The organism is Nocardioides sp. Root122 (genome assembly GCF_001425025.1).
GTDB lineage: Bacteria > Actinomycetota > Actinomycetes > Propionibacteriales > Nocardioidaceae > Nocardioides.
The window spans coordinates 32278-57522 of the sequence record NZ_LMDE01000009.1; the positions used below are offsets into that span (position 1 = coordinate 32278).

Consider the following 25245-nt stretch of genomic DNA (forward strand, 5'->3'; position numbering starts at 1 on the left):
GCCATGACGACCGCGGCCGCCCGGTGCCCCCTGCGCCCGGGTGACTGGTGCACCCTGTGCGTGCCGGGGGCGACCGGGCCGCAGGACTGCCCCACGGTCACGGAGGTGATGCGTGACCCGGACCTGCGCGAGCGCCTGGCCGAGCTGCGCCGTGAGGCAGCCGGGTTCAGCCCTCGAGGGCCGCGTCGAGCGTGATCGGCACGGAGGAGAGCGCCTTGCTGATCGGGCAGCCCGCCTTGGCCTTCTCGGCCGCATCCAGGAAGCCGGCCTCGTCGAGACCGTCGACCTCGCCGCGGACGGTGAGCGTGATGCCGGTGAGCTTGAAGCCCCCGGCCTCCTTGTCCTCCCCGAGGGTGACGTCGGCCTTCACCTCGAGCGCCTGCGGCGTGCCGCCGGCCTCGGCGATGAGCGCGGAGAGCTGCATGGCGTAGCAGGAGGAGTGGGCCGCAGCGACGAGCTCCTCGGGGCTCGTCGTGCCGCCGGCGTCCTCCGCGGCGCGCTTGGGGAAGCTGACCTCGTAGGTGCCGACGCCGGAGCTGGAGAGCTCGACCTGACCGGATCCGTCCTGGAGTCCGCCGTTCCAAGCGGTGCGTGCGGAGCGAGTGGGCATCGTGCCTCCTGGGGTGAGGTGGTGCGGTCGCTCCCGAACCTAGCCGGTGCGTCCCACCCCGTGATTTCTGCCGGACGCAGGGGCTCCGTATACTCGCCCACGGTCCATCGAGCACGCTCGACGAACCAAGCCGCCTTAGCTCAGTCGGTAGAGCGAATCACTCGTAATGATTAGGTCGTCAGTTCGATTCTGACAGGCGGCTCCGACTCCCCCGGGGACCCGAGACCCTGGGGGAGTCTTCACGTCCGGGCGCGCCCGTCAGAGGTAGCGGTCGAACCACTCCAGGATCCGGTCGGGCTCGCGCTGGAAGTGCGCGTACCCGTCCCAGCGACGCGTCGTCCCCTCGATCCAGAACAGGTCCTTCTCGGCGGTGGCGAGGTTGTCGTGGATCGCCTGGACATCGCTCGGGTGCGTGTAGACGTCGTCGCGCACCTGGTAGAGCAGCGTCGGCACCCGCACGCTGCTCGCCCACGCGACGGGCGACATCTCCTCGATGTGGAAGCTCGTCCTGCGGAAGACGAGGTCGTCGAGGTCCTGCATCCGCTCGACGGGGATCCCGAACCGCTCGAGGGCGCGTGCCATGGACACCCCGGCGGACAACGGCTGGGGGCTGACCATGCAACGGACGTCCTCGAACTCCGCGGGCGCACGGGTCATGGCCTTCATGGTGGCGTTCGCGCCCACGCACCGGCTGAACAGCCCGATGCGCGCTCCGGCGAGGTCGGGCCTGCTCCGCGCGTACCGCAACGACCCGATCACGTCGCGCGACTCGAAGTTCCCGACGGTGAAGACGCCTCCGTTGCCCGTGCCGCTCTGGCCGAAGTTCCGCAGGTCGTAGGCGAGGACGTGGTAGCCCGCGTCGTGGAGCAGCCGGTAGTCGGGCACGAAGTTGATCTCGAAGTCGTTCCCCGTGGCGGCGGCGATGGAGCGCCACGGCTCGAGGTGGGACGGCAGTCCGGCGCGGGTGAACCAGCGGGGGTGGTTGGCGATGACCAGGCGGTCCGAGCCCGGGGCGGGGATGAACCACCCCTCGAGCGGTACGCCGTCCTCGGACGGGAATGTCACGTCCTCGTAGTCCAGCCCGGCCTCCGAGGGCCGGCGGTGGATCGGGGCGCGGGGCCAGTCGACGAAGCTGTCGGCCATCTTCTGGAGCGTCTCGGTGAGGCGTGGGTCGTCTGTCGCAGTCATGGCGTCGACCGTGCCGCCCGCCGGGCGACGCAACCAGACACAACCTGTACCTGTCGCGGACCTCGAGCACCTCGCACACTGGAGCCGTGGACAAGGACGAGCTGGCGGGCTTCCTGCGGAGCAGGAGGGAGCGCGTCACCCCCGCGGACGTGGGCCTGCCGGCGGGCACTCGGCGGCGTACACCGGGACTGCGCCGGGAGGAGGTCGCCCAGCTGGCGTTCATCTCGACCGAGTACTACACCCGCCTCGAACAGGGGCGCGCGCCGTGGCCGTCCCGGGAGGTCCTGGCCGGACTCACGCGCGCCCTCCGGCTCGACGACGCCGAGCGCGACCACCTCCACCGGCTTGCCGGCTCACCGGTGGCGGAGCGGCCGGGCCCGTCGCGCCAGGTGCGCGCGAGCGTCCTGGAGCTGATCGACCGCGTGCCCCACGCCGCCGCGCTGGTCACCTCGGCGACCTTCGAGGTGATCGCCTGGAACCCGCTCGCGGCAGCGCTGATGGAGGACTTCTCGGCACGCTCGCGCGAGGACCGCAACCTGGCCCGTCGCCTGTTCCTGGGGCCGCACGAGCACGGCCAACGGCTCTACGGTGTGTCCGACCTCGAGGAGTTCGGGCGCTACGCCGCGGCACGGCTGCGCGTCGCGCTGGGCCGCTACCCGCAGGACCCGGAGCTGGTCGGGCTCGTCGCCGACCTGCAGCAGGGCAGCGAGGAGTTCGCCCGCCTCTGGGAGCTGCACGACGTCACGGCGCTGCCGGCCCTCGTGAAGACCTTCGACCATCGCGTGGTGGGTCCCGTGACGGTCGCCTGTGACACCTTCGACATCACCGAGCGGGGCCAGCAGCTCGTCCTCTACACCGCCGAGCGCGGCTCGCCGGACGAGGCGTCCCTGAAGTTGTTGTCGGTCATCGGCACCCAGCGCATGGACGGGGCTCGCTGAGCGGGCAGACAGGCATGCGGAACACTGGCGGACATGACGGTGCAGCCGGTCGACATGCCCGTGGTCGAGCTCGGCGAGGGCGCGCGGTGGTGGGCGTCGGGTCCGGTGCAGGTCGACCTGCTTGCCGGACGGCTGCTCTCGGTCGGTCCGCAGGGGATCGCGGAGGTGCTCGCCCTCGACGTGCCGCTCGGCGCCGCGGCGCCGCGCACGGGCGGCGGTCTGGCGCTGGTTGCCGGCACGTCCGTGCACTTGCTGGACGACGGCGCGGATGCGCCCACGGTCGTCATCGACACCGGGCTGGACCCGCGGTCGATGCGCGTCAACGACGCCTGCACGGACGAGGCCGGCCGGCTCTGGTTCGGCCTGATGGCGTACGACGCCACTCCCGGCAGCGGATCGCTGTGGCGGCTCGAGCCGGACCACAGCCTGGCGCGCGTCCTCGACGGGATCACGATCCCCAACGGCCCGGTGATCGACCACCGCCGCGGGGTCCTCTACCTCGCCGACAGCGCACGAGGCCTCGTCCTCCGCGGCACGATCGACGTCGCCACCGGCGAGCTGGGCGTCCTGGAGACGTTCGCGCACGTGCCGGACGCCAGTCCGGACGGCATGGCCCTGGACGACGAGGGTCTGCTGTGGAGCGCGCTGTGGGGCGGGTCGCGACTGCACTGCTACGACCTCGACGGATCGCTCGCCTCCGTCGTGCCGCTCCCGGCGAGCCAGCCGACCAGCATCGCGTTCGATCCAACCGGCGGACCGGCCCTGGTGACCACGGCACGGCACGGCCTGGCGCACCCGGGCGACCTCGACGGCAGGTCTTTCTGGGTCGACCTCGGCCGGTCGGCTCGGCCCGCTCTTCCCTACGGCGGATAGCGCCGATCGGCTAGGCCTCGGGCCAGAGCGAGTGGTAGGCGTTGATCGCCGGCTGGCCGCCGAGGTGGGCGTAGAGCACGTGCGAGTCGCGCGGGATCTCCCCCTCGACGACCAGGTCGATGAGCCCGGCGAGCGACTTCCCCTCGTAGACGGGGTCGGTGATCATCGCCTCGAGCTGCGCGCCCAGTGCCATCGCCTCCATCGTGGAGTCGACCGGGAGGCCGTAGAGCTCCCCGGCCCAGCCCTCGAGCACGGTGATCTCGTCGTCGCGCAGGTCGCGGCCGAGCTCGATCAGCTCGGCGGTGTGCCGGGCGATCCGTGCGACCTGGTCGCGGGTCTTCTCGAGCGTGGCGCTGGCGTCGATGCCCAGCACCCGGCGGCGTACGCCGGTGAGGTCCTCGAGCGCCGCGAACCCGGCGATCATGCCGGCGTGCGTGGACCCGGTCACGGTGCACACGACGATCGTGTCGAAGGTGACGCCCAGCGCCTTCTCCTGCTCGGCCACCTCGAAGGCCCAGCTGGCGAAGCCCAGGCCGCCGAGGCGGTGCTCGCTGGCGCCCGCCGGGATGGCGTACGGCGTCCCGCCCACCGCCTCGACCTCGCTGATCGCGTCCTTCCACGAGTCGCGGATGCCGATGTCGAAGCCGTGCGGGTCGAGGCGTGAGTCGGCGCCCATCATCCGGCTGAGCAGGATGTTGCCGACCTGGGTGTTGGTCGGGTCGTCCCACGGCACCCACTTCTCCTGCACCAGCCGGCACTTCAGGCCGAGGTGCGCGGCGACCGCGGCGACCTGGCGGGTGTGGTTGGACTGGTAGCCGCCGATCGAGACGAGCGTGTCGGCGCCGGAGACGAGCACGTCGGGGACGATGTACTCCAGCTTGCGGACCTTGTTGCCGCCGAAGGCCAGGCCGCTGTTGACGTCCTCGCGCTTCGCCCAGACCGTCGCACCGCCACCGCGCCCTGCCAGGTGCTGGGTGAGCCGCTTGAGCTCGTGGACGGGCGAGGGACCGAAGGTCAACGGGTAGCGCTCGAACTGCTCGAGGATCACGGGTTCTCCAGTGGTGACGGGGGCGGGGGTGAGGGGGTCAGCTCGTGGAAGGTGCCGAACGCGACGGCGGAGGCGCCGTCGACGTCGCCGGCGGCGCAGAGGCGGATCAGCTCGGCGTGCCGGGCGACCGAGTCGCGGCCGTCGAGGGAGGCGAAGCGCAGGCGCTCGGCGCGACGCAGGACCGGGGTGAACTGCTCGAGGACGGTCGCGAGGGACCGGTTGCCGCAGACCGTGACGGGGACGCCGTGGAGCTCGTCGTCGGCTGCGAGCGCGGCCTCGACGTCCCCGGCGGTGACGGCCTGCTCGAAGCGGTCGTTGGCCTCGCGCATCCGCTCCACGTCGTCCGCGGTGAGGCTCGGCACTGCCTCGCGGACCGCGAGCTCGTGCATCGCCGCGACCACGTCGCGCGCCTCGCGGACCGCACGCTCGCTGATGGTGCTGACGGTCGTGGAGCGGCCCGGACGTGCCACGACCAGCCCGGTCTGCCCCAGCCGCAGGAGCGCCTCGCGGACCGGCGTACGACTGACGCCCAGCCAGGTCGCGAGCTCGGCGTCCCTCAGCTGCTCGCCGGGCTCGAAGGTGCCGTCGATGATCGCGTCGCGCAGTCGGCCGTAGACGTCGTCGCGCAGCAGCCGGCGGTCGGTGGGGGGTGAGGTCAGGGGGACAGGCATGGCGGTATGCAATATATTGCAGCCGGGCACGACGACGTCAAGGATCGATCCGCGGACTCACGCCCGCAGCGCGGCCTCGACGGCGGCGGGCGAGAGCACCTCGTCGAGCGCGAGCTGGGCGCAGCCCACGAGGCCGGCGCGGTCGCCGTGGGCGACCGGGACGACCTGGAGGTCGCGGCCCGCGAGCGCCGTGGTGCTGGCGAAGAGTCCCTCGCGGAGCCCCGCGGAGAACACGTCGAAGGCCCCCGCCATGTCGCCGCCGACCGCGACGGCGCGGGGGTTGGTGACGATGACGATCGCGGCGAGCGCCTCGCCGATGTGGCGCCCCGACTCGCGTACGACGGCGCGGGCGCGACCGTTGCCCTGGACGGCCTGCGCGACGAGGTCGCGGACGTGGTGGACGTGGTCGCCGTCGAACGACTCCACCAGCGCCCAGCCGCCGGCCACAGTCTCCAGGCAGCCCACGTCGCCACAGCGGCACGACTGCTCGGCGGCGGCCGCGACCTTGACGTGACCCAGCTGTCCGGCGGCGCCGCGGTGCCCGCGCACGATGTGGCCGGCGGCGACCAGGCCGAGCCCGATGCCGGTGGAGGCCTTGAGCACGAGGGCGTCGTCGCGCTCGGTCAGCGTCGTCGGGGGGACCCGCAGCTGCGAGAGCGCCATGACGTTGCAGTCGGTGTCGACGAGCACGGGTGCGGAGGTCACCTGGCGCAGGTAGGGGGCGAGCGGCACGCCGTCCCATCCGGCGAGCGCGGGGGAGTCGACACTCATCACCCGGTCCCCGTCGACCACGCCCGCGAGCGACATGCCCACGCCGCGCACGTCGTCGGCGCTGCGGCCGAGGGCGGCAAGCATCTCGGAGAGGTGTCGCACCACGACGGGCATCACCACGTCGGGGCCGGCGCCCACCTCCTGCTCGTGGCTGACCGAGGCCAGCTCGGTGCCCTCGAGGTCGTGCACGGCCACCTGCGACCGGCTGCGGCCGAGGGCCACGGCCAGCACCAGGCCCGCCTCGGCGTTGAGCACGAGGGTGCTGGCCGGGCGACCGCCGGTGGCGGACTCCTGCTCGCCCTCCACGACGAGGCCGGCGCGCTCGAGGGTGGTGAGGCGTGCGGTGACGGCGGTGCGGGACAGGCCGGTGAGCCGGCCGATCTCGCCCCGCGTCGTGGCGCGGCCCGACCGGATCAGGGCGAGCACGTCGCCCGCGCCGGTGGCCGGGGCCGGAAGGGGGGCGGGGGCGGTCGACATGGTGCCCAGAGTGTGTCATCAGACGAGATAAGTCCATGGAAAACCGAAGTTGCGTTGCGCACGGACGTATAGGTCCGTAGCGTCCTGCCCCATGGTCAGTCCTTCGGTCGTCGAGCCCTGCGACTTCACGGTCTTCGGGGCCACCGGTGACCTCGCGCTGCGCAAGCTGCTGCCCGCGCTCTACCTCCGCGACCGCGACGGCCAGCTCCCGGAGGGCTTCCGCGTGATCGGGGTGTCCCGGGCGGAGGCCGACGACGCGGCCTACCGGGCCATGGTGCGTGACGCGCTCGTCCACCACGTCCGTGCGCAGGACCTCGACGACGCCGTGGTCGAGCGGCTGCTCGGCCGGCTCCACCACGTCGTGCTCGACATCGAGGACATCGCCGACTGGCACCTGCTGCACGCCCGGCTCAAGGAGGGCGCGGCGGGTGACGACGTGATCCGCGTGTTCTACCTCGCCGTCGCACCGGGCCTCTTCGGCGTGATCTGCGAGCACCTCGACGAGGTCGGCCTGGTGACCGAGCGCTCGCGTGTCGTGCTCGAGAAGCCCGTCGGCACCGACCTGGCGAGTGCGCGCGCGATCAACGAGGCGGTGGGCCGGGTCTTCGGCGAGTCGAGCATCTTCCGCATCGACCACTACCTCGGCAAGGAGAGCGTGCAGAACCTGCTGGTCACGCGCTTCGCCAACACCTTCCTCGAGCCGCTGTGGAACAGCCGCTGGGTCGACCACGTCCAGATCACCGCCGCCGAGACGATCGGCGTCGGGGAGCGCGGTGCCTACTACGACCGCTCCGGCGCGCTGCGCGACATGGTGCAGAACCACCTGCTGCAGCTGCTGTGCCTCGTGGCGATGGAGCCCCCGACCTACGTCGACCGCGAGACGGTCCGCGACGAGAAGCTCAAGGTCCTCCAGGCGTTGCGCCCGATGACGCCCGAGCTCGTCGACCGCGACGTCGTCGCCGGCCAGTACGGCGTCGGCCTGTGCGACGGCAGCCCCGCCCGGGCGTACGCCGACGAGATCGGCGAGCCGTCCGCCACCGAGACCTTCGTCGCGCTCCGCACCGAGGTGCAGAACTGGCGGTGGGCGGGGGTGCCGTTCTACCTGCGCACCGGCAAGCGGATGCCCGAGCGGGTCTCGGAGATCGTCGTGGTCTTCAAGGAGCCACCGCACGCGATGTTCCCCCACAGCGAGGGCCCCACCGAGCCGAACCGCCTCCACATCCGGGTGCAGCCCGACGAGGGCATGAAGCTGCACATGACGGCCAAGGAGCCCGGCCCGGGCGGCATCCGGTTCCACCCGGTCTCCCTCGACCTCAGCTATGCCGCCGCCTTCGGCGCCCGGTCGCCCGATGCCTACGAGCGGCTGCTCATGGACGTCGTGCGCGGCAACACGACCCTCTTCATGCGGCGCGACGAGGTGGAGGCCGCCTGGACCTGGGTGGCGCCGATCCTCGACCACTGGTCGCGCCCGACCCACCGACCCCGGCGCTACCCCGCCGGCACCGACGGACCCGCAGCCGCCACGACGCTCATCGAGCGTGACGGCCGATCCTGGCAGGAGACCGCGTGAGCACCCCGAGCAGCAGGACGAACCCCGTCGTCGCGGAGGTCACCGACCGCATCACCCGGCGCAGCGCCGGGACACGAGCGGCGTACCTCGCCCGCGTCGCGGCCGCGACCAGCACCGGACCGGCCCGTGGCCGGCTTGCCTGCGCCAACCTCGCCCACGGCTTCGCCGCCGCGGACGGGCCGGTCAAGGAGGGCCTGAAGTCCGGCCGCAAGCCGAACGTCGCGATCGTGTCGTCCTACAACGACATGCTCTCGGCCCACCAGCCCTTCCGCGACGTGCCGGAGGTGCTGAAGAAGGCGATCATCCGCGCCGGTGGACTGGCCCAGTTCGCCGGCGGCGTGCCCGCGATGTGCGACGGCATCACGCAGGGCCGGGCGGGGATGGAGCTGTCCCTCTTCAGCCGCGACCTCATCGCGATGTCGACGGCGGTCGCGCTGTCGCACGACATGTTCGACGCGGCGATGATGCTCGGCGTCTGCGACAAGATCGTGCCGGGCCTGCTGATCGGCGCACTGTCCTTCGGCCACCTGCCGACGGTCTTCGTGCCGGCCGGCCCGATGCCCGCCGGCCTGCCCAACGGCGAGAAGGCGCGCGTGCGCCAGCTCTACGCCGAGGGCAAGGTCGGCCGCGAGGAGCTGCTGGAGGCCGAGGCGGCGTCGTACCACTCGGCGGGCACGTGCACGTTCTACGGCACGGCCAACAGCAACCAGATGCTGATGGAGGTGATGGGCCTCCACCTGCCGGACGCGACGTTCGCGAACCCCGCCAGCCCTCTTCGAGAAGCCCTCACGCGCGCCGCCGCCGAGCGGGCCGTCGCCATCACCGCCTCAGGTGGGGAGCCGACGCCGGTCGGCCACGTGGTGGACGAGAAGGCGATCGTCAACGCCTGCGTCGCGCTGCTGGCCACCGGCGGCTCCACCAACCACACCATGCACCTCGTGGCGATCGCCGCTGCCGCGGGCATCACGCTGACCTGGGACGACCTCTCGGACCTGTCGGCGGCGGTGCCGCTGCTCACCCGGATCTACCCCAACGGCTCCGCCGACATCAACCACTTCGTCGCGGCCGGCGGTACGCCGTTCCTCGTGCACACCCTGCTCAAGCACGGCTACCTCCACGACGACGTGCTCACCGTCTCCGGCCGCGGCCTGTGGCGCCACACGAGCGAGGCGCGCCTCGACGGCGCGGGCGACACGGCAGGCGTGACCTGGGAGGAGGGCCCCAAGGCCTCCCTCGACACCGCCGTCCTGCGCGGCGCCGAGGACCCGTTCGCCCCCGACGGCGGTCTGCGGATGCTCTCGGGTCGTCTCGGCCGCGCGGTCGTCAAGACCTCCGCGGTCCGTCCCGAGCACCGCGTCGTCACCGCGCCCGCGATGGTCTTCGACGACCAGGCCGAGTTCCTCGCCGCCTTCGCCGAGGGCCGGCTCGACGGCCGCGACCTCGTCGCGGTGGTGCGCTACCAGGGCCCGGCCGCCAACGGCATGCCCGAGCTGCACAAGCTCATGCCCGCCCTCGGTGTGCTGCAGGACCGCGGCCAGCGCGTCGCGATCGTCACGGACGGTCGCATGTCCGGTGCCTCGGGCAAGGTCACGGCCGCCATCCACGTGACCCCGGAGGCGGCGCTCGGTGGCCCGATCGCCCGCGTGCGCGACGGTGACCTGCTCACCGTCGACGCCGACGCCGGCCTGCTCGAGGTCGCCCTGTCGGACGCCGACCTCGACCGGCGCGAGACGACCGGCCGCGCCCCGCACGACGTGGAGTGGGCCGGCACCGGGCGCGAGCTCTTCTCGGGCTTCCGCGCCATCGTCGGCACCGCCGAGACCGGCGCCAGCGTCATCCGTCCCCTGCCCGCCCCCTCGGAGGAGGCCCCCCTTGCCCAGCACGTCTGACACCACGTCTGACACCGCGCCGCGTTCGTTGCTGTCGCTGGCGCCGGTCGTCCCGGTCGTCGTCCTCGACGACGTCGCGCACGCCGTCCCGGTCGCGCAGGCGCTCGTCGCCGGCGGCCTGCCGGTCATCGAGCTCACGTTGCGCACGCCGGTCGCGCTCGACGCCATCGCGGCGATCGCCGCAGAGGTCCCCGAGATCACCGTCGGAGCCGGCACCGTGCTGACCCCCCGCCACGCCGAGCAGGCCGTCGCGGCCGGTGCCCAGTTCCTGGTCTCACCAGGTGCGACCCCCGACCTGCTGCGCGGCCTGGGCGACTCGGGCGTCCCGTTCCTGCCCGGCACCGCGACGGTGTCGGAGGTGATGGCGGTCCTCGAGGCGGGGGTGACGGAGATGAAGTTCTTCCCCGCCGAGGCCTCCGGCGGTGCGGCGTTCCTGAAGTCCATCGCCTCCCCGGTGCCGGCCGCCCGCTTCTGCCCGACCGGCGGCATCACCTCGGCCACCGCGGCGTCCTACCTCGCCCTGCCCAACGTGGGCTGCGTCGGCGGCAGCTGGCTGACCCCGGCGGACGCGCTGGACGCCAAGGACTGGGACCGGGTCCGGGCCCTCGCGTCGGAGGCGGCAGCACTCGCCCACGCCTAGGATGCGCGCATGGCGGACGCCGGCAGTCGACGCGCATCGCGCTCCCCGAGCATGGCGCAGGTGGCCCAGCGGGCCGGTGTCTCGCACCAGACCGTCTCGCGGGTCCTGAATGACGCGTCCCTCGTCAAGGAGGAGACGCGGCTGCGGGTGCTGGCGGCGATCGAGGAGCTCGGCTACCGCCGCAACTTCGCCGCCCGGATCCTCGCCACCAACCGCTCGCGCCGGATCGGCATGGTCACCGCGCACCTCGCCCTGCACGGACCGAGCATGATCGCCCTCGGTGTGCAGGAGGCCGGCTACGAGGCGGGGTACGACGTCTCGCTCGTGGGCCTCTCGGAGTTCTCCGCCGAGCTGCTCGACAACGCCGTCGACCGCCTCTCCGACCAGGCTGTGGAGGCCATCGTCGTCGCGGTCGCGCACCGGGAGGCCGCCGAGCTCACCCGCGCGCTGCACCTCTCCGTCCCCATCGTCACCGTCCAGGGCGTCGCCGCCGGCACGCCCCTCTCGGCGAGCATCGACCAGGAGGCCGGCGCGGCCCTGGCCGTGGGGCACCTGCTCGACCTGGGGCACCGCCACGTCGCCCACCTCGCCGGTCCGGCCGACTGGGTGGAGGCCGAGCAGCGGCGGGCCGGCTGGCGCCGGGCGCACGAGGAGCGGGGCCTGCTGCCCGGACCCGAGCTGGCCGGGGACTGGTCGCCCGCGAGCGGGCACCGAGCCGGCCTGCTCGTCGCCGGTGACCCGCAGGTGACGGCGGTCTTCGCGGGCAACGACTCGATGGCCCTCGGCCTGCTCAACGCCCTGCACGAGCGCGGCCGCCGGGTCCCCGACGACGTCAGCGTGGTCGGCTTCGACGACGTCCCGGAGGCGGCGTACTTCTGGCCCTCGCTCACCACCGTCTCGCAGGACTTCGCCGAGCTCGGCCGGCGCGCGCTCAGCGTGGCGCTCGGCGCGGTGAGAGGGGAGGACGAGACCGTCCTCGACCCGATCCGGCCGACCCTCACGGTGCGCCGGTCCACCGCGGCACCGCGCGGGTGAGCGTTCACATCTAGCGGACCACTGGTCTGGCACTGCCTCTTGACGTGCGGAATGTTAGCGCTCACACTCGTGGCACGTGACACCGGTCACACGGGCGGGACCGCCCCTTTGATGTGGAGGAAAGACAGTGGTGAAGAAGACCTTGGTCGCCGCAACGGCGATCACGTTGAGCACCTTCGCTCTCACCAGCTGCGGCAGCAGCGACGCGGCCTCTGACTCGGCCAGCGACGACGGCAAGATCACCATGGGCTTCGCCCAGGTGGGTGCCGAGAGCGGTTGGCGCACCGCCAACACCAAGTCCATCCAGGACACCGCCAAGGACGAGGGCATCGACCTCAAGTTCACCGACGCGCAGGGCAAGCAGGAGAACCAGATCGCCGCGATCCGCTCCTACATCCAGCAGAAGGTCGACGTCATCGCCTTCAGCCCGGTGGTCGAGACCGGGTTCGACGCCGTGCTGCAGGAGGCCAAGGCCGCCGACATCCCGGTCATCCTCACCGACCGTGCCGTCGACGCCGACCCGTCCCTCTACAAGACCTTCCTCGGCTCCGACTTCGTCGTCGAGGGCGAGCGGGCCGGCGACTGGCTCGTCGAGAACGCCAAGGACTCCGACGTCAACGGCGACGGGAAGATCAACGTCGTCCAGCTCGAGGGCACGACCGGTGCGGCTCCCGCCATCGACCGGGCCGAGGGCTTCGCCGAGAAGATCAAGGCCGACGACTCGATCGAGGTCACCGCGTCGCAGACCGGTGACTTCACCCGCGACGGCGGCAAGCAGGTCATGGAGTCCTTCCTCCAGTCCGACGACAGCATCGACGTCGTCTTCGCCCACAACGACGACATGGGCCTCGGCGCCATCGAGGCGATCGAGGCCGCGGGCCTCGAGCCGGGCAAGGACATCAAGATCATCACCATCGACGCGGTCAAGGACGGCATGCAGGCCCTCGCCGACGGCAAGATCAACTTCATCGTCGAGTGCAACCCGCTGCTCGGTCCCCAGCTGATGGACCTGGCCCAGAAGGTCCTCGACGGCGAGGAGGTCCCCGAGCGGGTGCTCACCGACGAGTCCACCTTCACCCAGGACGAGGCCAAGGCGGCACTGCCCGACCGGCAGTACTGACAGCCAGTCCCGATCAGCAGCGCGGCCCGCGCCACCCGCGGGCCGCGCCGCGCCCGACCTCTGGAGCGAGAGGAACGAGATGACCCAGATGAGGACGCCGGCGGGCACCACGTCCGTGCCTGCGGCCGAGCCGCAGCCAGTGATCGAGATGCGCGACATCTCCATCACCTTCGGCGCCGTCCGCGCCCTCGACGAGGTCTCGGTGCGGTTGTTCCCCGGGGAGGTGCACGCCCTGATGGGCGAGAACGGGGCCGGCAAGTCCACCCTCATCAAGGCGCTCACCGGCGTGTACGCCATCGACGCGGGCGTGGTGACGATCGACGGGGAGCGGCACGAGTTCTCCTCGCCGGCCGCCGCGCAGGCCGCCGGGATCAGCACGGTCTACCAGGAGGTCAACCTGGTGCCGAACCTGACCGTCGCGGAGAACATGCTGCTCGGTCGCGAGCCGCGGCGCTTCGGCTCGATCGACGTCCGCGAGATGAACCGGCGGGCCCGGCGCACCCTGCTCCACCTCGGCATCGACGTCGACCCGCGCACGGTGCTCGACGAGCACCCCATCGCCGTCCAGCAGCTCGTCGCGATCGCCCGCGCGGTCGACGTCGAGGCGAAGGTCCTGATCCTCGACGAGCCCACGTCGAGCCTCGACGCCGACGAGGTGGAGAAGCTCTTCACGGTGATGCGCCGGCTCCGTGAGGAGGGCGTGGCCATCGTCTTCGTCTCCCACTTCCTCGACCAGGTCTACGAGATCGCCGACCGCATGACGATCCTGCGCAACGGCCGGCTCGTGGAGGAGCGCATGGTCGCCGACACCACGCAGCTCGAGCTGGTCCGGCTGATGATCGGCCGCGAGCTCGAGGTGCTCGACCGCCTGGACCGGGCCGCGCCGACCACCGGCGCCGGGTCCGGCACCCCGCTGCTCACGGCCGTCGGGCTCGGCCGCAAGAACACCCTCGAGGCCACCGACCTCGCGCTCTACGAGGGTGAGGTGGTCGGCATCGCCGGCCTCCTCGGCTCCGGACGCACCGAGCTCGCCCGCCTGCTGTTCGGCGCCGACACCGCCGACACCGGTGAGCTCGCGGTCCGCTCGCACACGCGCCGGCTGCGCAGCCCCCGGCACGCGATCGACCGCCGGATCGCCTTCTCCAGCGAGGACCGCAAGGCCGAGGGCGTGGTGGGCGACCTGACCGTCGCCGACAACATGCTGCTCGCGCTGCAGGCCTCGCGCGGCTGGCTCCGGCCGATCCCGCAGGGCACCCGCGCCCGCCTCGTCAAGGACTACATCGAGGCGCTCGACATCCGGCCCGCCGACCCCACCGCCCTGATGCGCAACCTGTCCGGCGGCAACCAGCAGAAGGTGCTGCTCGCCCGGTGGCTGATCACCGAGCCGGAGATCCTCATCCTCGACGAGCCCACCCGTGGCATCGACATCGGCGCCAAGGCGCAGATCCAGGCCAAGGTCGCCGAGCTGGCGGCCCAGGGACTCTCGGTGGTCTTCATCTCCGCCGAGCTGGAGGAGGTGCTGCGCCTCAGCGACCGCCTGGTGGTGATGCGCGACCGCCGCAAGATCGACGAGCGCACCAACGACGACGTCAGCGTGCGCGACGTCCTCGAGATCATCGCGGGCGAGACCCGCTCGGAGGAGGACACCCATGCCTGAGCCGACAAGCCTCGTCCAGCGGGTCCTGCGCCACCAGCTGCTGTGGCCCGTCCTGGCGCTGTTCGTCCTCCTCCTGGTCAACGTCGTCGCCAAGCCCTCCTTCCTCGACGTCCGGATGCAGGACGGCCACCTCTACGGCAACCTCATCGACATCGTCCGCAACAGCGCGCCGGTGATGCTGGTCGCGCTCGGCATGACCCTGGTCATCGCCACCCGCGGCATCGACCTCTCCGTCGGCGCGATCGCGGCGATCGCCGCAGCCGTCGCGTGCACGCGGATCATCGGCGCCGGCGACGAGGCCGCGCTGCGCACCGCCGTGATGGCGATGACGTACGCCGTCGTGGTCTGCATCGTGCTCGGCGCCTGGAACGGCCTGCTCGTCTCGGTGCTCGGGATCCAGCCGATCATCGCGACGCTGATCCTCATGGTCGCCGGGCGCGGCATCTCGATGGCGATCACCGACGGGCAGATCACGACCGTCAACAACCCGTGGTTCAGCGACCTCGCGTCGGGCTTCGTGCTGACGCTGCCGCTCGCCTTCCTCGTCGCGGTCGGGATGGTGCTGTTCACCGCGCTGCTCACCCGGCGCACGGCGCTGGGCATGCTGATCGAGGCCGTCGGCATCAACCCGGAGGCCAGCCGGCTCGCCGGCGTCCGGGCGCGCACGATCATCTGGACCGTCTACGCCTTCTCCGGCCTGTGCGCCGGCCTCGCCGGCCTGGTCATCGCCGCCAACACCAACTCGGTCAACGCCAACAGCCTCGGGCTGTGGATCGAGCTCGACGCCATCCTCGCGGTGGTCATCGGCGGCACGTCGCTGATGGGCGGCCGCTTCTCGCTGGCCGGCACCTTCGTCGGCGCGCTCTTCATCGCCACCCTGGCCCGCACCATCCCCAACATCGGGATCCCCTCGGAGGTCAACTACCTCTTCAAGGCGGTGGTGGTCATCGCCGTGTGCCTCCTCCAGTCGCCGAAGGCGCGCGCCCTCCTGCGCGTACGCCGATCGGGAACCCCGACCCTCGCGAACGGAGCGCCCGCATGAGTGCCGTCACCGTCCCCACCGCCTCGGCCTGGGACCGGGTCCGGACCTACCGCCCGCCCAACCGCTACCTGCCGATCCTCGCGACGGCCGCGCTCTTCGTCGGCCTGTTCGGCGTCGGCGGCATCCGCTACGACGGCCTGACCGACCCCCAGGTCCTCCTGAGCCTGCTGATCGACAACGCGTTCCTCATCGTGCTCGGCGTGGGCATGACCTTCGTCATCCTCACCGGCGGCATCGACCTCTCGGTCGGCTCGGTGGTGGCGCTGTCGACGATGATCGCCGCCAAGACCCTCGACATGGGCTGGTCGCCCTACCTGTCGATCGTCGCGGTGCTCGCCACCGGCACGCTCCTCGGGCTGCTGATGGGCCTGCTCATCCACTACTTCGACATCCAGCCGTTCATCGCGACGCTGGCGGGACTGTTCCTGGCGCGCGGGCTCACCTACCTGATCAGCGTGGAGTCGATCTCGATCAAGGACCCGACCGTCACCGACCTGGCGTTCAGGACCGTCCACCTCGGCGACTACTACGTCCGCTGGACCGCGATCATCGCGCTGGCCACGGTCGCGATCGCCGCCTACGTGCTGGCCCGCACGCGGTTCGGCCGCACCGTCTACGCCATCGGTGGCAACGAGGCCTCGGCGATGCTGATGGGCCTGCGGGTGGCGTTCACCAAGGTCGGCGTCTACGTCATCAGCGGCTTCTGCGCGGCGCTGGCAGGGCTGCTGTTCTCGCTCTACATCCTCTCCGGCAACAGCCTGCACGCGATCGGCATGGAGCTCGACGCCATCGCCGCCGTCGTCATCGGCGGCACGCTCCTCACCGGTGGGCGGGGCTACGTCGTCGGCTCGCTCCTCGGCGTGCTGGTGCTCGGCATCATCAAGACCCTCATCTCCTTCGACGGCACCCTGAGCTCGTACTGGATCCGCATCATCACCGGTGTGCTGCTGCTGGCCTTCGTGGTCGTGCAGCGCTTCGCCACCAGGCGCCGTCCATGAGCGAGGTCCGGCGCACGCCGGTCATGGCGGACGTGGCCCGGCTCGCGGGCGTCTCCCACCAGACCGTCTCCCGCGTCATCAACGGGCAGGACAACCTGCGACCCGCGACCCGCGAGCGGGTCGAGGACGCGATCCGCCAGCTCGGCTACCGCCCCAACACCGCCGCCCGCGCGCTGGTCACCCGCAAGTCCGCGACCATCGGCGTGATCGGCTCCAAGAGCGGCTACTGGGGACCGTCCACCGTGCACCGCACCATCCAGGCCGCCGGTCGCGACGCGGGCTACTTCGTCAGCTCGGTCAACCTCCAGAGCATGACCCGCGACGAGCTCGTCGACGCGATCGACCACCTGCGCAACCAGGGCGTCGAGGGCATCGTGCTCATCCACGCCACCGACGCCGCGGTGGAGGTCGCCCGCGCGCAGGAGCAGTGGGGCGTGCCGGTGATCGTCGTCGAGGGCGATCCCGCCAAGGCCCAGTGGACCGTCGGGGTCGACCAGGTGGCCGGTGCCGAGGCCGGCACGCGCCACCTCGTCGAGCTCGGGCACACCGACATCGTCCACCTCGCCGGGCCGCAGGAGTGGACCGAGGCCAGGGCGCGCCTGCAGGGCTGGCAGAACGCGATGTACGCCGCCGGGCTACGGCCCTCGCAGCACGTCCTCGGCGACTGGTCGGCCGCGAGCGGCTTCGAGGCCGGCCGGGAGATCGCCGGCCGCGAGGACGTCACCGCGGTGTTCTGCGCCAACGACCAGATGGCCCTGGGCCTGCTGCGTGCGCTCAGCGAGGCCGGCCGGACCGTGCCGTCGGGGCCGCGCGGCGTCAGCGTCGTCGGCTTCGACGACATCCCCGAGGCGGCGTACCTCATCCCGCCGCTCACCACCGTGCGGCAGGACTTCGAGGCCGTCGGCCGCCGCGCCATCGAGATCCTGCGCGCCGCGCTCGCCGGCACGCCCGCCCCCGACCGGCTGATCAAGCCCGAGCTGGTGGTCCGTGCCAGCACCGAGAGGACCTCCTGATGACATCCGACCACTACGTCGTCGGCGTCGACTACGGCACCCTCTCGGGCCGCGCCGTCGTCGTCCGCGTCTCCGACGGCGCCGAGCTCGGCACCGCCGTCCACCCCTACCCGCACGCCGTGCTCGAGCGCACCCTGCCGGCCGACCTCGCTGGGGTCGAGCGGCCCCTCCCGCCGGAGTGGGCGCTGCAGGTGCCCGAGGACTACCGCGAGGTGCTGCGGATGGCCGTGCCGGCCGCGGTGGAGGCCGCCGGGATCGACCCGTCGCGGGTGATCGGGATCGCCACCGACTTCACCGCCTGCACGATGGTGCCGACGCTCGCCGACGGCACGCCCCTCAACGAGGTCGAGGGCCTGGCCGACCGCCCGCACGCCTACGTGAAGCTCTGGAAGCACCACGCCGCCCAGGCGCAGGCCGACCGGATCAACGAGCTCGCCCGCACGCGCGGCGAGGCCTGGCTGCCGCGCTACGGCGGGCTGATCTCCTCGGAGTGGGAGTTCGCCAAGGGGCTGCAGCTCTTCGAGGAGGACGCCGCCCTCTACGACCGGATGGAGCACTGGGTCGAGGCCGCCGACTGGATCGTGTGGCAGCTGTGCGGGACCTACGTCCGCAACGCCTGCACGGCCGGCTACAAGGGGCAGTACCAGGACGGGGCGTACCCCTCGCCGGAGTTCCTCACGGCGCTGTCGCCCGGCTTCGGCGACTTCGTCACCGACAAGCTCGAGCACCGCATCGGTGCGCTCGGCGCGCGGGCCGGCACGCTGACGGCGCAGGCCGCGGCCTGGACCGGGCTGCCCGAGGGCATCGCGGTCGCCGTCGGCAACGTCGATGCCCACGTCACCGCCCCCGCCGCGCAGGCGGTCGGGTCGGGCCAGATGGTCGCGATCATGGGCACCTCCACCTGCCACGTGATGAACGCCGAGGTGCTGCGCGAGGTGCCGGGCATGTGCGGCGTCGTCGACGGCGGCATCGTCGACGGGCTGTGGGGCTACGAGGCCGGGCAGAGCGGGGTCGGCGACATCTTCGGCTGGTTCGTCGAGCACGGCGTCCCGGCCTACGTGGCCGAGGCGGCCGCGGACGCGGGCGAGTCGGTGCACGAGCACCTCACCCGCCTGGCCGCGCAGCAGGAGGTGGGCGAGCACGGCCTGGTCGCCCTGGACTGGCACTCCGGCAACCGCTCGGTCCTCGTCGACCACGAGCTCTCCGGCCTCGTCGTCGGGCAGACCCTGGCCACCCGCGCCGAGGACGTCTACCGCGCGCTGCTCGAGGCCACCGCCTTCGGCACCCGCGTCATCGTCGAGACGTTCCGCGACAGCGGCGTCCCCGTCGAGGAGCTCATCGTCGCCGGCGGCCTGACCAAGAACGCCTTGCTGATGCAGGTCTACGCCGACGTCACCCGGCTGCCGCTGTCGATCATCGACTCCGAGCAGGGCCCCGCGCTCGGCTCGGCGATCCACGCCGCCGTCGCCGCCGGGGCCTACGACGACGTGCCCGCCGCGGCCAAGCAGATGGGCAAGGTGCGGCGCGACGTCTACGTGCCCGACGAGGACCGCGCGGCGTCGTACGACCTGCTGTTCCAGCAGTACCTGGCCCTGCACGACCACTTCGGCCGTGCCACCACGACCATGCGGCGGCTCAAGGCGATCCGGCGCGACGCCGTCGCCCGCCGGTCCGACCGCGCCACGACAGAAGGAAGTCCCTCATGAGCATGACGTCCGCGCCCACCCCCGAGGTCTGGTTCCTCACGGGCAGCCAGTCCCTCTACGGTCCGGAGACCCTGGACCAGGTGGCGGCGCAGTCGCAGGCCATCGCCGAGCGGCTCGGCGTCGTCGGGGACATCCCGGTGAAGGTGGTCTGGAAGCCGGTGCTGCTCGACGCGGCCTCGATCCACCGCCAGATGCTCGACGCGAACTCCGACCCCGGCTGCGTCGGCGTGATCGCGTGGATGCACACCTTCTCCCCGGCGAAGATGTGGATCGCCGGCCTCGACGCCCTGCGCAAGCCGCTGCTGCACCTGCACACCCAGGCCGGCATGGAGCTGCCGTGGTCGACGATCGACATGGACTTCATGAACCTCAACCAGGCCGCGCACGGCGACCGGGAGTTCGGCTACATCCAGTCGCGCCTCGGCGTGGCCCGCAAGACCGTCGCCGGGCACGTGAACTCGCCGGTCGTCGCGGAGCGCGTCGCTCTATGGGCCCGTGCTGCGCTCGGCCGCCACGAGCTCGCGCACCTCAAGCTGGCCCGTTTCGGCGACAACATGCGCGACGTCGCGGTCACCGAGGGCGACAAGGTCGAGGCCCAGCTGCGCTTCGGCGTCTCGGTCAACACCTACGGCGTCAACGACCTCGTGGACCTGGTGGACGAGGTGGCCGACGCCGACGTCGACAAGCTCGTGCAGGAGTACGTCGACACCTACGCCGTCGCGCCCGAGCTGCTGCCCGGCGCCGAGCGGGCCGACTCGCTCCGCTACGGCGCCCGGATCGAGCTCGGCCTGCGCGAGTTCCTCACCGCCGGCGGCTTCGGCGCGTTCACCACGAACTTCGAGGACCTGGGCGGGCTGCGCCAGCTCCCCGGCCTGGCCGTGCAGCGGCTGATGGCCGACGGCTACGGCTTCGGCGGCGAGGGCGACTGGAAGACCTCGGTGCTCCTGCGGGCGACCAAGACGATGGCCGCGGGGCTGCCCGGCGGCACGTCGTTCATGGAGGACTACACCTACCACCTGGTCCCCGGGCAGGAGAAGATCCTCGGCGCGCACATGCTCGAGGTCTGCCCGACCATCACGACGAGCAAGCCCTCGCTCGAGGTGCACCCGCTGTCCATCGGCGGCCGCGAGGACCCCGTCCGGCTGCGCTTCACCGCCGACCCCGGGCGCGCGGTGGTCGCCGGCCTGTCCGACCTGGGCGACCGCTTTCGCCTGACGGTCAACGACATCGACGTGGTCGAGCCCGACGCCGACCTGCCGCACCTGCCGGTCGCGTGCGCGGTGTGGGAGCCACGGCCCTCGCTGTCGACGTCGGCCGAGGCGTGGCTGATGGCAGGAGCCCCGCACCACACGGTGCTCTCGAAGGCCGTCGGCGTCGAGGTCTTCGAGGACTTCGCGGAGATGTCGGGGGTCGAGCTGGTCGTCATCGACGACGACACCACGCCCCGGGCCTTCAAGCGCGAGCTGCGGTGGAACGCCGCCTACCACCGGCTCGCCGAGGGGCTGTGATGGCGATCGAGCTGGCGGGCCTCGTCTCCGAGGACCTCCTGCGCGAGGTGCTCGAGGCCAACCTCGTCATCCCGCGCGAGGGCCTCGCCACCCTCACCTGGGGCAACGTCAGCGGGCTGGACCGCGAGCGCGGGATCTACGTCATCAAGCCGTCCGGGGTGCCCTACGACGAGCTCTCCCTCGCGCACCTCGTGCCGGTCGAGGTGGAGACCGGACGGGTGCTCGCCGGCGACCTCAAGCCGTCCACCGACAGCGAGACCCACCGGCTGCTCTACCTCTCGCACCCCGACCTCGGCGGCGTCGCGCACACCCACTCGACGTACGCCGTGTCGTTCGCGCAGGCCGGCCGGGCGGTCCCGGTGCTGGGCACCACGCACGCCGACACGTTCAACGGTCCGGTGCCGGTGACCCGCACGCTGACGGCCGAGGAGTGCGCGCGCGACTACGAGCTCAACACCGGACGGGTGCTGGTCGAGAGCATGCGCGGCGACGCCCTCGACGTCCCCGGTGCCCTGGTGGCGGGGCACGGCCCCTTCACGTGGGGCGCGAGCGCGACGAAGGCCGTCGAGCACTCGGTGGTCCTCGAGGCGGTCGCGCAGATGGCGCTGCACACGCTGGCGCTCAACCCGACGGCCGCCTCGCCGGACCACCTGTTCGAGCGCCACTTCACCCGGAAGCACGGTCCGGGCGCCTACTACGGCAACCCCGATCGGGCCGCTGCGGCGGGCGTCTAGGCTCGCCGCATGGAGACCCGACCCTTCCCCCGCACCCCGTTCTCCGCCTCGGTCGTCGGACTGGGCACCTGGCAGCTCGGCGCCGACTGGGGTGACGTCAGCGAGTCCGACGCGCGCGCGGTCCTGGAGGCGTCGGCCGAGGCCGGCGTGACGTTCTACGACACCGCCGACGTCTACGGCGACGGTCGCAGCGAGCAGCTGGTCGGCGCGTTCGTCGCCGACCACCCGGACGCCGGCTTCACGGTCGCGACCAAGATGGGCCGCCGGATGGAGCAGGTGCCGGCCAACTACGTCGAGGCCAACTTCCGCTCGTGGCTCGACCGCTCGCGGCGCAACCTCGGCGTGGACACCATCGACCTCGTCCAGCTCCACTGCCCGCCGAGCGAGGTCATCGACGACGACGCGACCTACGACGTGCTCGACCGGCTGGTCTCCGAGGACGTCATCGCCGCCTACGGCGTCAGCGTCGAGACCGCCGACCAGGCCCTCAGCGCCATCGCCCGACCGAACGTCGCGAGTGTGCAGATCATCCTCAACGCCTTCCGGATGAAGCCGCTCGACGAGGTGCTCCCGGCCGCCGCGGCGGCCGGTGTGGGGATCATCGCGCGCGTGCCGCTCGCCTCGGGCCTGCTGTCCGGGAAGTACGACCTCGACACCACCTTCGCGCAGGACGACCACCGCACCTACAACCGCGACGGCAGCGCCTTCGACGTCGGCGAGACCTTCTCCGGCGTCGACTACGCGACTGGCGTCCAGGCTGCGCAGGAGTTCTCCGCGCTCGTCGCCTCGTCGGGCCTCTCCGACGTGACGCCCGCGCAGGCCGCGCTCGCGTGGGTGGTGCAGCAGCCGGGGGTCACGACGGTCATCCCGGGCGCGCGCAACGTCTCGCAGGCGTCGTCCAACGCGGCGGCGGGCTCGGTCGGCGAGCTGCCGGCGTCGTTCCTCGACGGGGTGCGCGACCTCTACGACCGGCGGATCCGGGAGCAGGTCCACGGGCGCTGGTGACGTGGTGGAGCTCCAACGCTGGGTCGTGGCCCTGGAGTCGGCGTGGGACCGGCGCCGGCTGCGGCGCGCGGAGTCACGGACCCCGAAGCACTTCCGGATCGAGCCCTACATCGGCCACGGCGGCCCTGCAGGCGTCGTCGTACGCGGCCGGGTGCTGGACAACCCGCTCGCGACGGAGGCCGTCGAGGACGAGGGCGTCCGCGCGGCGGTACGGCGCACGTTCCGGCACTTCATCACCGACGAGCTGCCTGGCGTCCCGCTGCGGGTGACGGTCGGCGGTGCGTCGGTCGAGACCGTCACCGACGCCGAGGGCTACTTCCTCGTCCGGATGCCGGCGACCGGGCTGACGAGTCCGTGGACGCAGGGGGTGGTGTCGCTGGAGGGCGACTACCGCGGCGTGACCTCTGCAAAGGGACGGGTCGAGGTGCGGGTGCCGGATGCGGCGGCGCGGTTCGGGGTGGTCTCCGACGTCGACGACACGATCCTCGAGACCGGCGTGCAGCGGGTGCTGCGCATGGTCGTGCAGACCTTCGCCGGCTCGTCCCTCACCCGTACGCCGTTCCCGGGCGCGGTCGAGCTCTACCGCGACCTGGCCGCGGGCGTGAACCCGGTCTTCTACATCTCGTCGAGCCCGTGGAACCTGCACTCGTTCCTGCTCGCCTTCCTGCGCCACCGCGGCTTCCCGCTCGGACCCGTGCTGCTCCGCGACCTGCTCGGCACCTCCGCCGGGCGCGAGCAGAAGCACGACCGCATCCGGGAGGTGCTCGACCTCCACCCCGACCTGCGCTTCGTCCTGCTCGGTGACTCCGGTGAGCGCGACCCGCAGGTCTACGCCGACATCGTCCGGGAGTACCCGGACCGCATCCTCGCCGTCTACATCCGGGAGGTCCGGCTCGACCCGGGCGACGGGCGCGTGGAGAAGGTCTCCGACGCCTGGGACTCCACAGTCCCCTTCGTCCTCGCCGCGGACTCCGACGCCGTACGGCGCCATGCGGCGGGTCTGGGGCTGCTCTGAGGAATGACCCGAACGGACTACGCGAAAGTCGTCCGGTCGGCTGTTGTGCGAGTGAGAATCAATCATGGACACCAACGACTGCCCGCTCCTGGAGGAGGTCAAGCACCTCGTCCAGCGGGCCCAGCTGGGTCATGCGTCCGAGGTGCTGGCGACTGCGGAGACGCGGCTGGGGGAGCTCGGTGACGGGACCGTCGAGGGCGGCCCCGCGGCCATGCACTTCCCGCGTGTGGTGGCACTGATCGACGACGACGCCGCCGCGGGACTGACGGCGACCGAGGACATGCTGGCCGCGGCGGAGCGCGACGACGCGCAGGGGTGGCGTGCGTGCGCGCTGGCGCTCCGGGCCGAGGCCAAGCTCCTGCTGGGCGACGACGACCCCGCCCGCTACGACGTCGAGGCCGTGCTCGTCGACCTGGCAGCGGCCGAGGCCGCCCTCGAGCTCAGCGGGGCCGAGGGCTACGTCGCCAGCACCGCCCACGTGGCGATCGCCAACAGCTACCTGCCCCTGCGGCTCTACGAGCTCGCGCTGCCGCACCAGGAGGCGGCCTACGAGATCAGCCTGGCGCACTCCCGCCAAGAGGACGCCAATCCGAGCATGTGGTTGATCAACCTGGCCAACCTCCACCTGCGGTGGTGCCTCGAGCTCTACCGCGTCGGTCTCGACGCGGAGGCCGAGGAGCACAGCGCGCGCGCCCACGCGCATGCCGCTGCTGCCGCGGAGAGGCTCGCGGGTGCGGTCCTGCTCCCGGCGGTCACCGCGTGGATGGAGCCCTGCCTGCTCTTCGAGGCCGCCGCGCGCTCCGACGGTCCCGAGCCCGGTGGCGCGGTCGAGGACATCCAGCGGCTGCTCCCGGCAGTCCGCGAGCTGGGCAACGCGCACGACCACGCGCTGGCCGTCCCGTTCCTGGCTGTCGCCCTGATGCGTGAGGGGAGGCACGAGGAGTCCCTGACCGTCATCGAGCAGGCGCTGGCCCTGGCCCCGACCGCGGAGCGCGCCTCACCGGCCTACCTCTCGCTCGCCCACACCTACAGCCTGCTCCTGGCGCGCGCGTCGAAGCCGGCGGCGGCGGCGCTGGAGTACGGCAACGCGCTTGCCGCCGACTCGTGGCGCCAGCGTCAGCGCACCCTGGCCGCGGCCCAGACGATGCGCGCCTTCGCGCAGCTGCAGGCCGAGCACGAGCAGGTGACCCGCGAGGCGGACACCGACGCCCTCACCGGCGTCGCCAACCGCCGTGCCTTCGACCGGCACCTCCAAGACCTCGAGCACGCCGAGGACGACGATCGAGAGGTCGGGGTGCTCTTCATCGACCTCGACGAGTTCAAGGAGGTCAACGACACCCAGGGTCACGCCGTGGGCGACGCCATGCTGCAGGGCGTGGCCCAGGCGATCGCCGCGAACTCGCGCGAGGACGACGTCGTCGCCCGCGTCGGCGGTGACGAGTTCGCGGTGCTGCTGCCCGGCGCCGGGGCCGACGACACGGACCTCGCCGCGGCGCGCATCCTCGCTGCGGTGCGCGACGCCCCGCAACAGCTTCCGACCGTCAGCATCGGCGGAGCGGCGGGCCCCGCGCGCACCATCCGTGACGTCATCGTCTGCGCGGATGAGGCGATGTACGTCGCCAAGCGCGGTGGGCGCAACCAGCACCACGTCTGCGACGGCACGGGCTCGGGCAGCGTGGTCTCGGGCGGCTTGGTCTCCGGCGGCGCGCGTTCCTGAACGGGGCGACCCGTTGGGTC

Annotated in this window: 23 protein-coding genes and 1 tRNA gene; 19 read left to right on the top strand and 5 right to left on the bottom strand. The window is 72.1% G+C overall.

The window, feature by feature from the left end; all coding sequences use genetic code 11:
- Positions 1-3 precede the first annotated feature (3 nt).
- Positions 4-195: a DUF6767 domain-containing protein gene (locus ASC64_RS21595; protein WP_082550279.1), complete on the top strand. Its 192-nt coding sequence runs from the start codon at positions 4-6 to the stop codon at positions 193-195.
- On the opposite strand, the gene ASC64_RS07410 is transcribed toward ASC64_RS21595, so the two are convergent.
- Positions 167-610, bottom strand: coding sequence for an OsmC family peroxiredoxin (locus tag ASC64_RS07410; protein WP_056906911.1), 444 nt, complete (start codon positions 608-610; stop codon positions 167-169). The genes ASC64_RS21595 and ASC64_RS07410 overlap by 29 nt on opposite strands.
- A gap of 129 nt (positions 611-739) precedes the next feature.
- Here ASC64_RS07410 and ASC64_RS07415 point away from each other — a divergent pair.
- A tRNA-Thr gene (locus ASC64_RS07415) sits at positions 740-812 on the top strand.
- A 56-nt stretch (positions 813-868) separates the two neighbouring features.
- Here the strand turns inward: ASC64_RS07415 and ASC64_RS07420 are convergent.
- Positions 869-1798: an alpha/beta hydrolase family protein gene (locus ASC64_RS07420; protein ID WP_056907214.1), complete on the bottom strand. Its 930-nt coding sequence runs from the start codon at positions 1796-1798 to the stop codon at positions 869-871.
- Positions 1799-1884: 86 nt separating this feature from the next.
- Between ASC64_RS07420 and ASC64_RS07425 the strand changes: the two genes are divergently transcribed.
- A complete protein-coding gene (locus ASC64_RS07425) occupies positions 1885-2736 on the top strand; it encodes a helix-turn-helix transcriptional regulator (RefSeq protein WP_056906912.1) in 852 nt (283 codons plus the stop codon).
- Between the two features lie 33 nt (positions 2737-2769).
- Entirely contained in the window at positions 2770-3609 is an 840-nt protein-coding gene (locus tag ASC64_RS07430) for an SMP-30/gluconolactonase/LRE family protein (RefSeq protein ID WP_056906913.1), read from the top strand.
- A 10-nt stretch (positions 3610-3619) separates the two neighbouring features.
- Here the strand turns inward: ASC64_RS07430 and ASC64_RS07435 are convergent, their stop codons facing one another.
- Genes ASC64_RS07435 through ASC64_RS07445 form a run of 3 tightly spaced genes read right to left on the bottom strand, consistent with a single transcriptional unit; the run spans position 3620 to position 6576 of the window.
- Positions 3620-4657, bottom strand: a complete 1038-nt coding sequence (locus ASC64_RS07435) for a 1-aminocyclopropane-1-carboxylate deaminase (RefSeq protein ID WP_056906914.1) — start codon at positions 4655-4657, stop codon at positions 3620-3622.
- A complete protein-coding gene (locus tag ASC64_RS07440) occupies positions 4654-5328 on the bottom strand; it encodes a GntR family transcriptional regulator (protein ID WP_056906915.1) in 675 nt (224 codons plus the stop codon). Before ASC64_RS07440 ends, ASC64_RS07435 begins: the two co-directional genes overlap by 4 nt.
- Positions 5329-5385: 57 nt before the next feature.
- A complete protein-coding gene (locus tag ASC64_RS07445) occupies positions 5386-6576 on the bottom strand; it encodes an ROK family transcriptional regulator (protein ID WP_056906916.1) in 1191 nt (396 codons plus the stop codon).
- A gap of 91 nt (positions 6577-6667) precedes the next feature.
- Here ASC64_RS07445 and zwf point away from each other — a divergent pair, with 91 nt between their 5' ends.
- The 15 genes from zwf (at position 6668) to ASC64_RS07520 (ending at position 25225) form a co-directional block, all read left to right on the top strand.
- Complete coding sequence (gene zwf / locus ASC64_RS07450; RefSeq protein ID WP_056906917.1) at positions 6668-8146, top strand: glucose-6-phosphate dehydrogenase; 1479 nt, start codon at positions 6668-6670, stop codon at positions 8144-8146.
- Positions 8143-10035, top strand: coding sequence for a phosphogluconate dehydratase (gene edd, locus ASC64_RS07455; RefSeq protein WP_056906918.1), 1893 nt, complete (start codon positions 8143-8145; stop codon positions 10033-10035). The genes zwf and edd overlap by 4 nt, the downstream gene beginning before the upstream one ends.
- On the top strand, positions 10019-10675 hold the full coding sequence (eda, locus tag ASC64_RS07460) for a bifunctional 4-hydroxy-2-oxoglutarate aldolase/2-dehydro-3-deoxy-phosphogluconate aldolase (protein ID WP_056906919.1): 657 nt from the start codon (positions 10019-10021) through the stop codon (positions 10673-10675). The genes edd and eda overlap by 17 nt, the downstream gene beginning before the upstream one ends.
- A gap of 9 nt (positions 10676-10684) precedes the next feature.
- On the top strand, positions 10685-11710 hold the full coding sequence (locus ASC64_RS07465; RefSeq protein WP_056906920.1) for a LacI family DNA-binding transcriptional regulator: 1026 nt from the start codon (positions 10685-10687) through the stop codon (positions 11708-11710).
- A gap of 130 nt (positions 11711-11840) precedes the next feature.
- Positions 11841-12830: an ABC transporter substrate-binding protein gene (locus ASC64_RS07470; protein WP_200937514.1), complete on the top strand. Its 990-nt coding sequence runs from the start codon at positions 11841-11843 to the stop codon at positions 12828-12830.
- 79 nt (positions 12831-12909) lie between these two features.
- On the top strand, positions 12910-14487 hold the full coding sequence (locus ASC64_RS07475) for a sugar ABC transporter ATP-binding protein (protein WP_056906922.1): 1578 nt from the start codon (positions 12910-12912) through the stop codon (positions 14485-14487).
- Positions 14480-15529: an ABC transporter permease gene (locus ASC64_RS07480; protein ID WP_056906923.1), complete on the top strand. Its 1050-nt coding sequence runs from the start codon at positions 14480-14482 to the stop codon at positions 15527-15529. The genes ASC64_RS07475 and ASC64_RS07480 overlap by 8 nt, the downstream gene beginning before the upstream one ends.
- Entirely contained in the window at positions 15526-16527 is a 1002-nt protein-coding gene (gene yjfF / locus ASC64_RS07485; protein WP_056906924.1) for a galactofuranose ABC transporter, permease protein YjfF, read from the top strand. The genes ASC64_RS07480 and yjfF overlap by 4 nt, the downstream gene beginning before the upstream one ends.
- The gene (locus ASC64_RS07490) at positions 16524-17540 is read left to right on the top strand and encodes a LacI family DNA-binding transcriptional regulator (protein WP_056906925.1); all 1017 of its coding nucleotides are present in this window, start codon (positions 16524-16526) and stop codon (positions 17538-17540) included. The genes yjfF and ASC64_RS07490 overlap by 4 nt, the downstream gene beginning before the upstream one ends.
- Positions 17540-19246, top strand: coding sequence for a ribulokinase (araB, locus tag ASC64_RS07495; RefSeq protein WP_056906926.1), 1707 nt, complete (start codon positions 17540-17542; stop codon positions 19244-19246). Before ASC64_RS07490 ends, araB begins: the two co-directional genes overlap by 1 nt.
- Complete coding sequence (gene araA / locus ASC64_RS07500; protein WP_439956802.1) at positions 19243-20754, top strand: L-arabinose isomerase; 1512 nt, start codon at positions 19243-19245, stop codon at positions 20752-20754. The genes araB and araA overlap by 4 nt, the downstream gene beginning before the upstream one ends.
- Positions 20754-21488: an L-ribulose-5-phosphate 4-epimerase AraD gene (gene araD / locus ASC64_RS07505; protein WP_056906928.1), complete on the top strand. Its 735-nt coding sequence runs from the start codon at positions 20754-20756 to the stop codon at positions 21486-21488. Before araA ends, araD begins: the two co-directional genes overlap by 1 nt.
- Positions 21489-21497: 9 nt before the next feature.
- Positions 21498-22493, top strand: coding sequence for an aldo/keto reductase (locus ASC64_RS07510; RefSeq protein ID WP_056906929.1), 996 nt, complete (start codon positions 21498-21500; stop codon positions 22491-22493).
- A gap of 1 nt (position 22494) precedes the next feature.
- Positions 22495-23508 carry an App1 family protein gene (locus ASC64_RS07515; RefSeq protein WP_056906930.1) on the top strand — a complete coding sequence of 338 codons (1014 nt, stop codon included), beginning with the start codon at positions 22495-22497 and terminating at the stop codon, positions 23506-23508.
- Between the two features lie 64 nt (positions 23509-23572).
- Positions 23573-25225, top strand: a complete 1653-nt coding sequence (locus ASC64_RS07520) for a GGDEF domain-containing protein (protein WP_056906931.1) — start codon at positions 23573-23575, stop codon at positions 25223-25225.
- Positions 25226-25245: the final 20 nt, after the last annotated feature.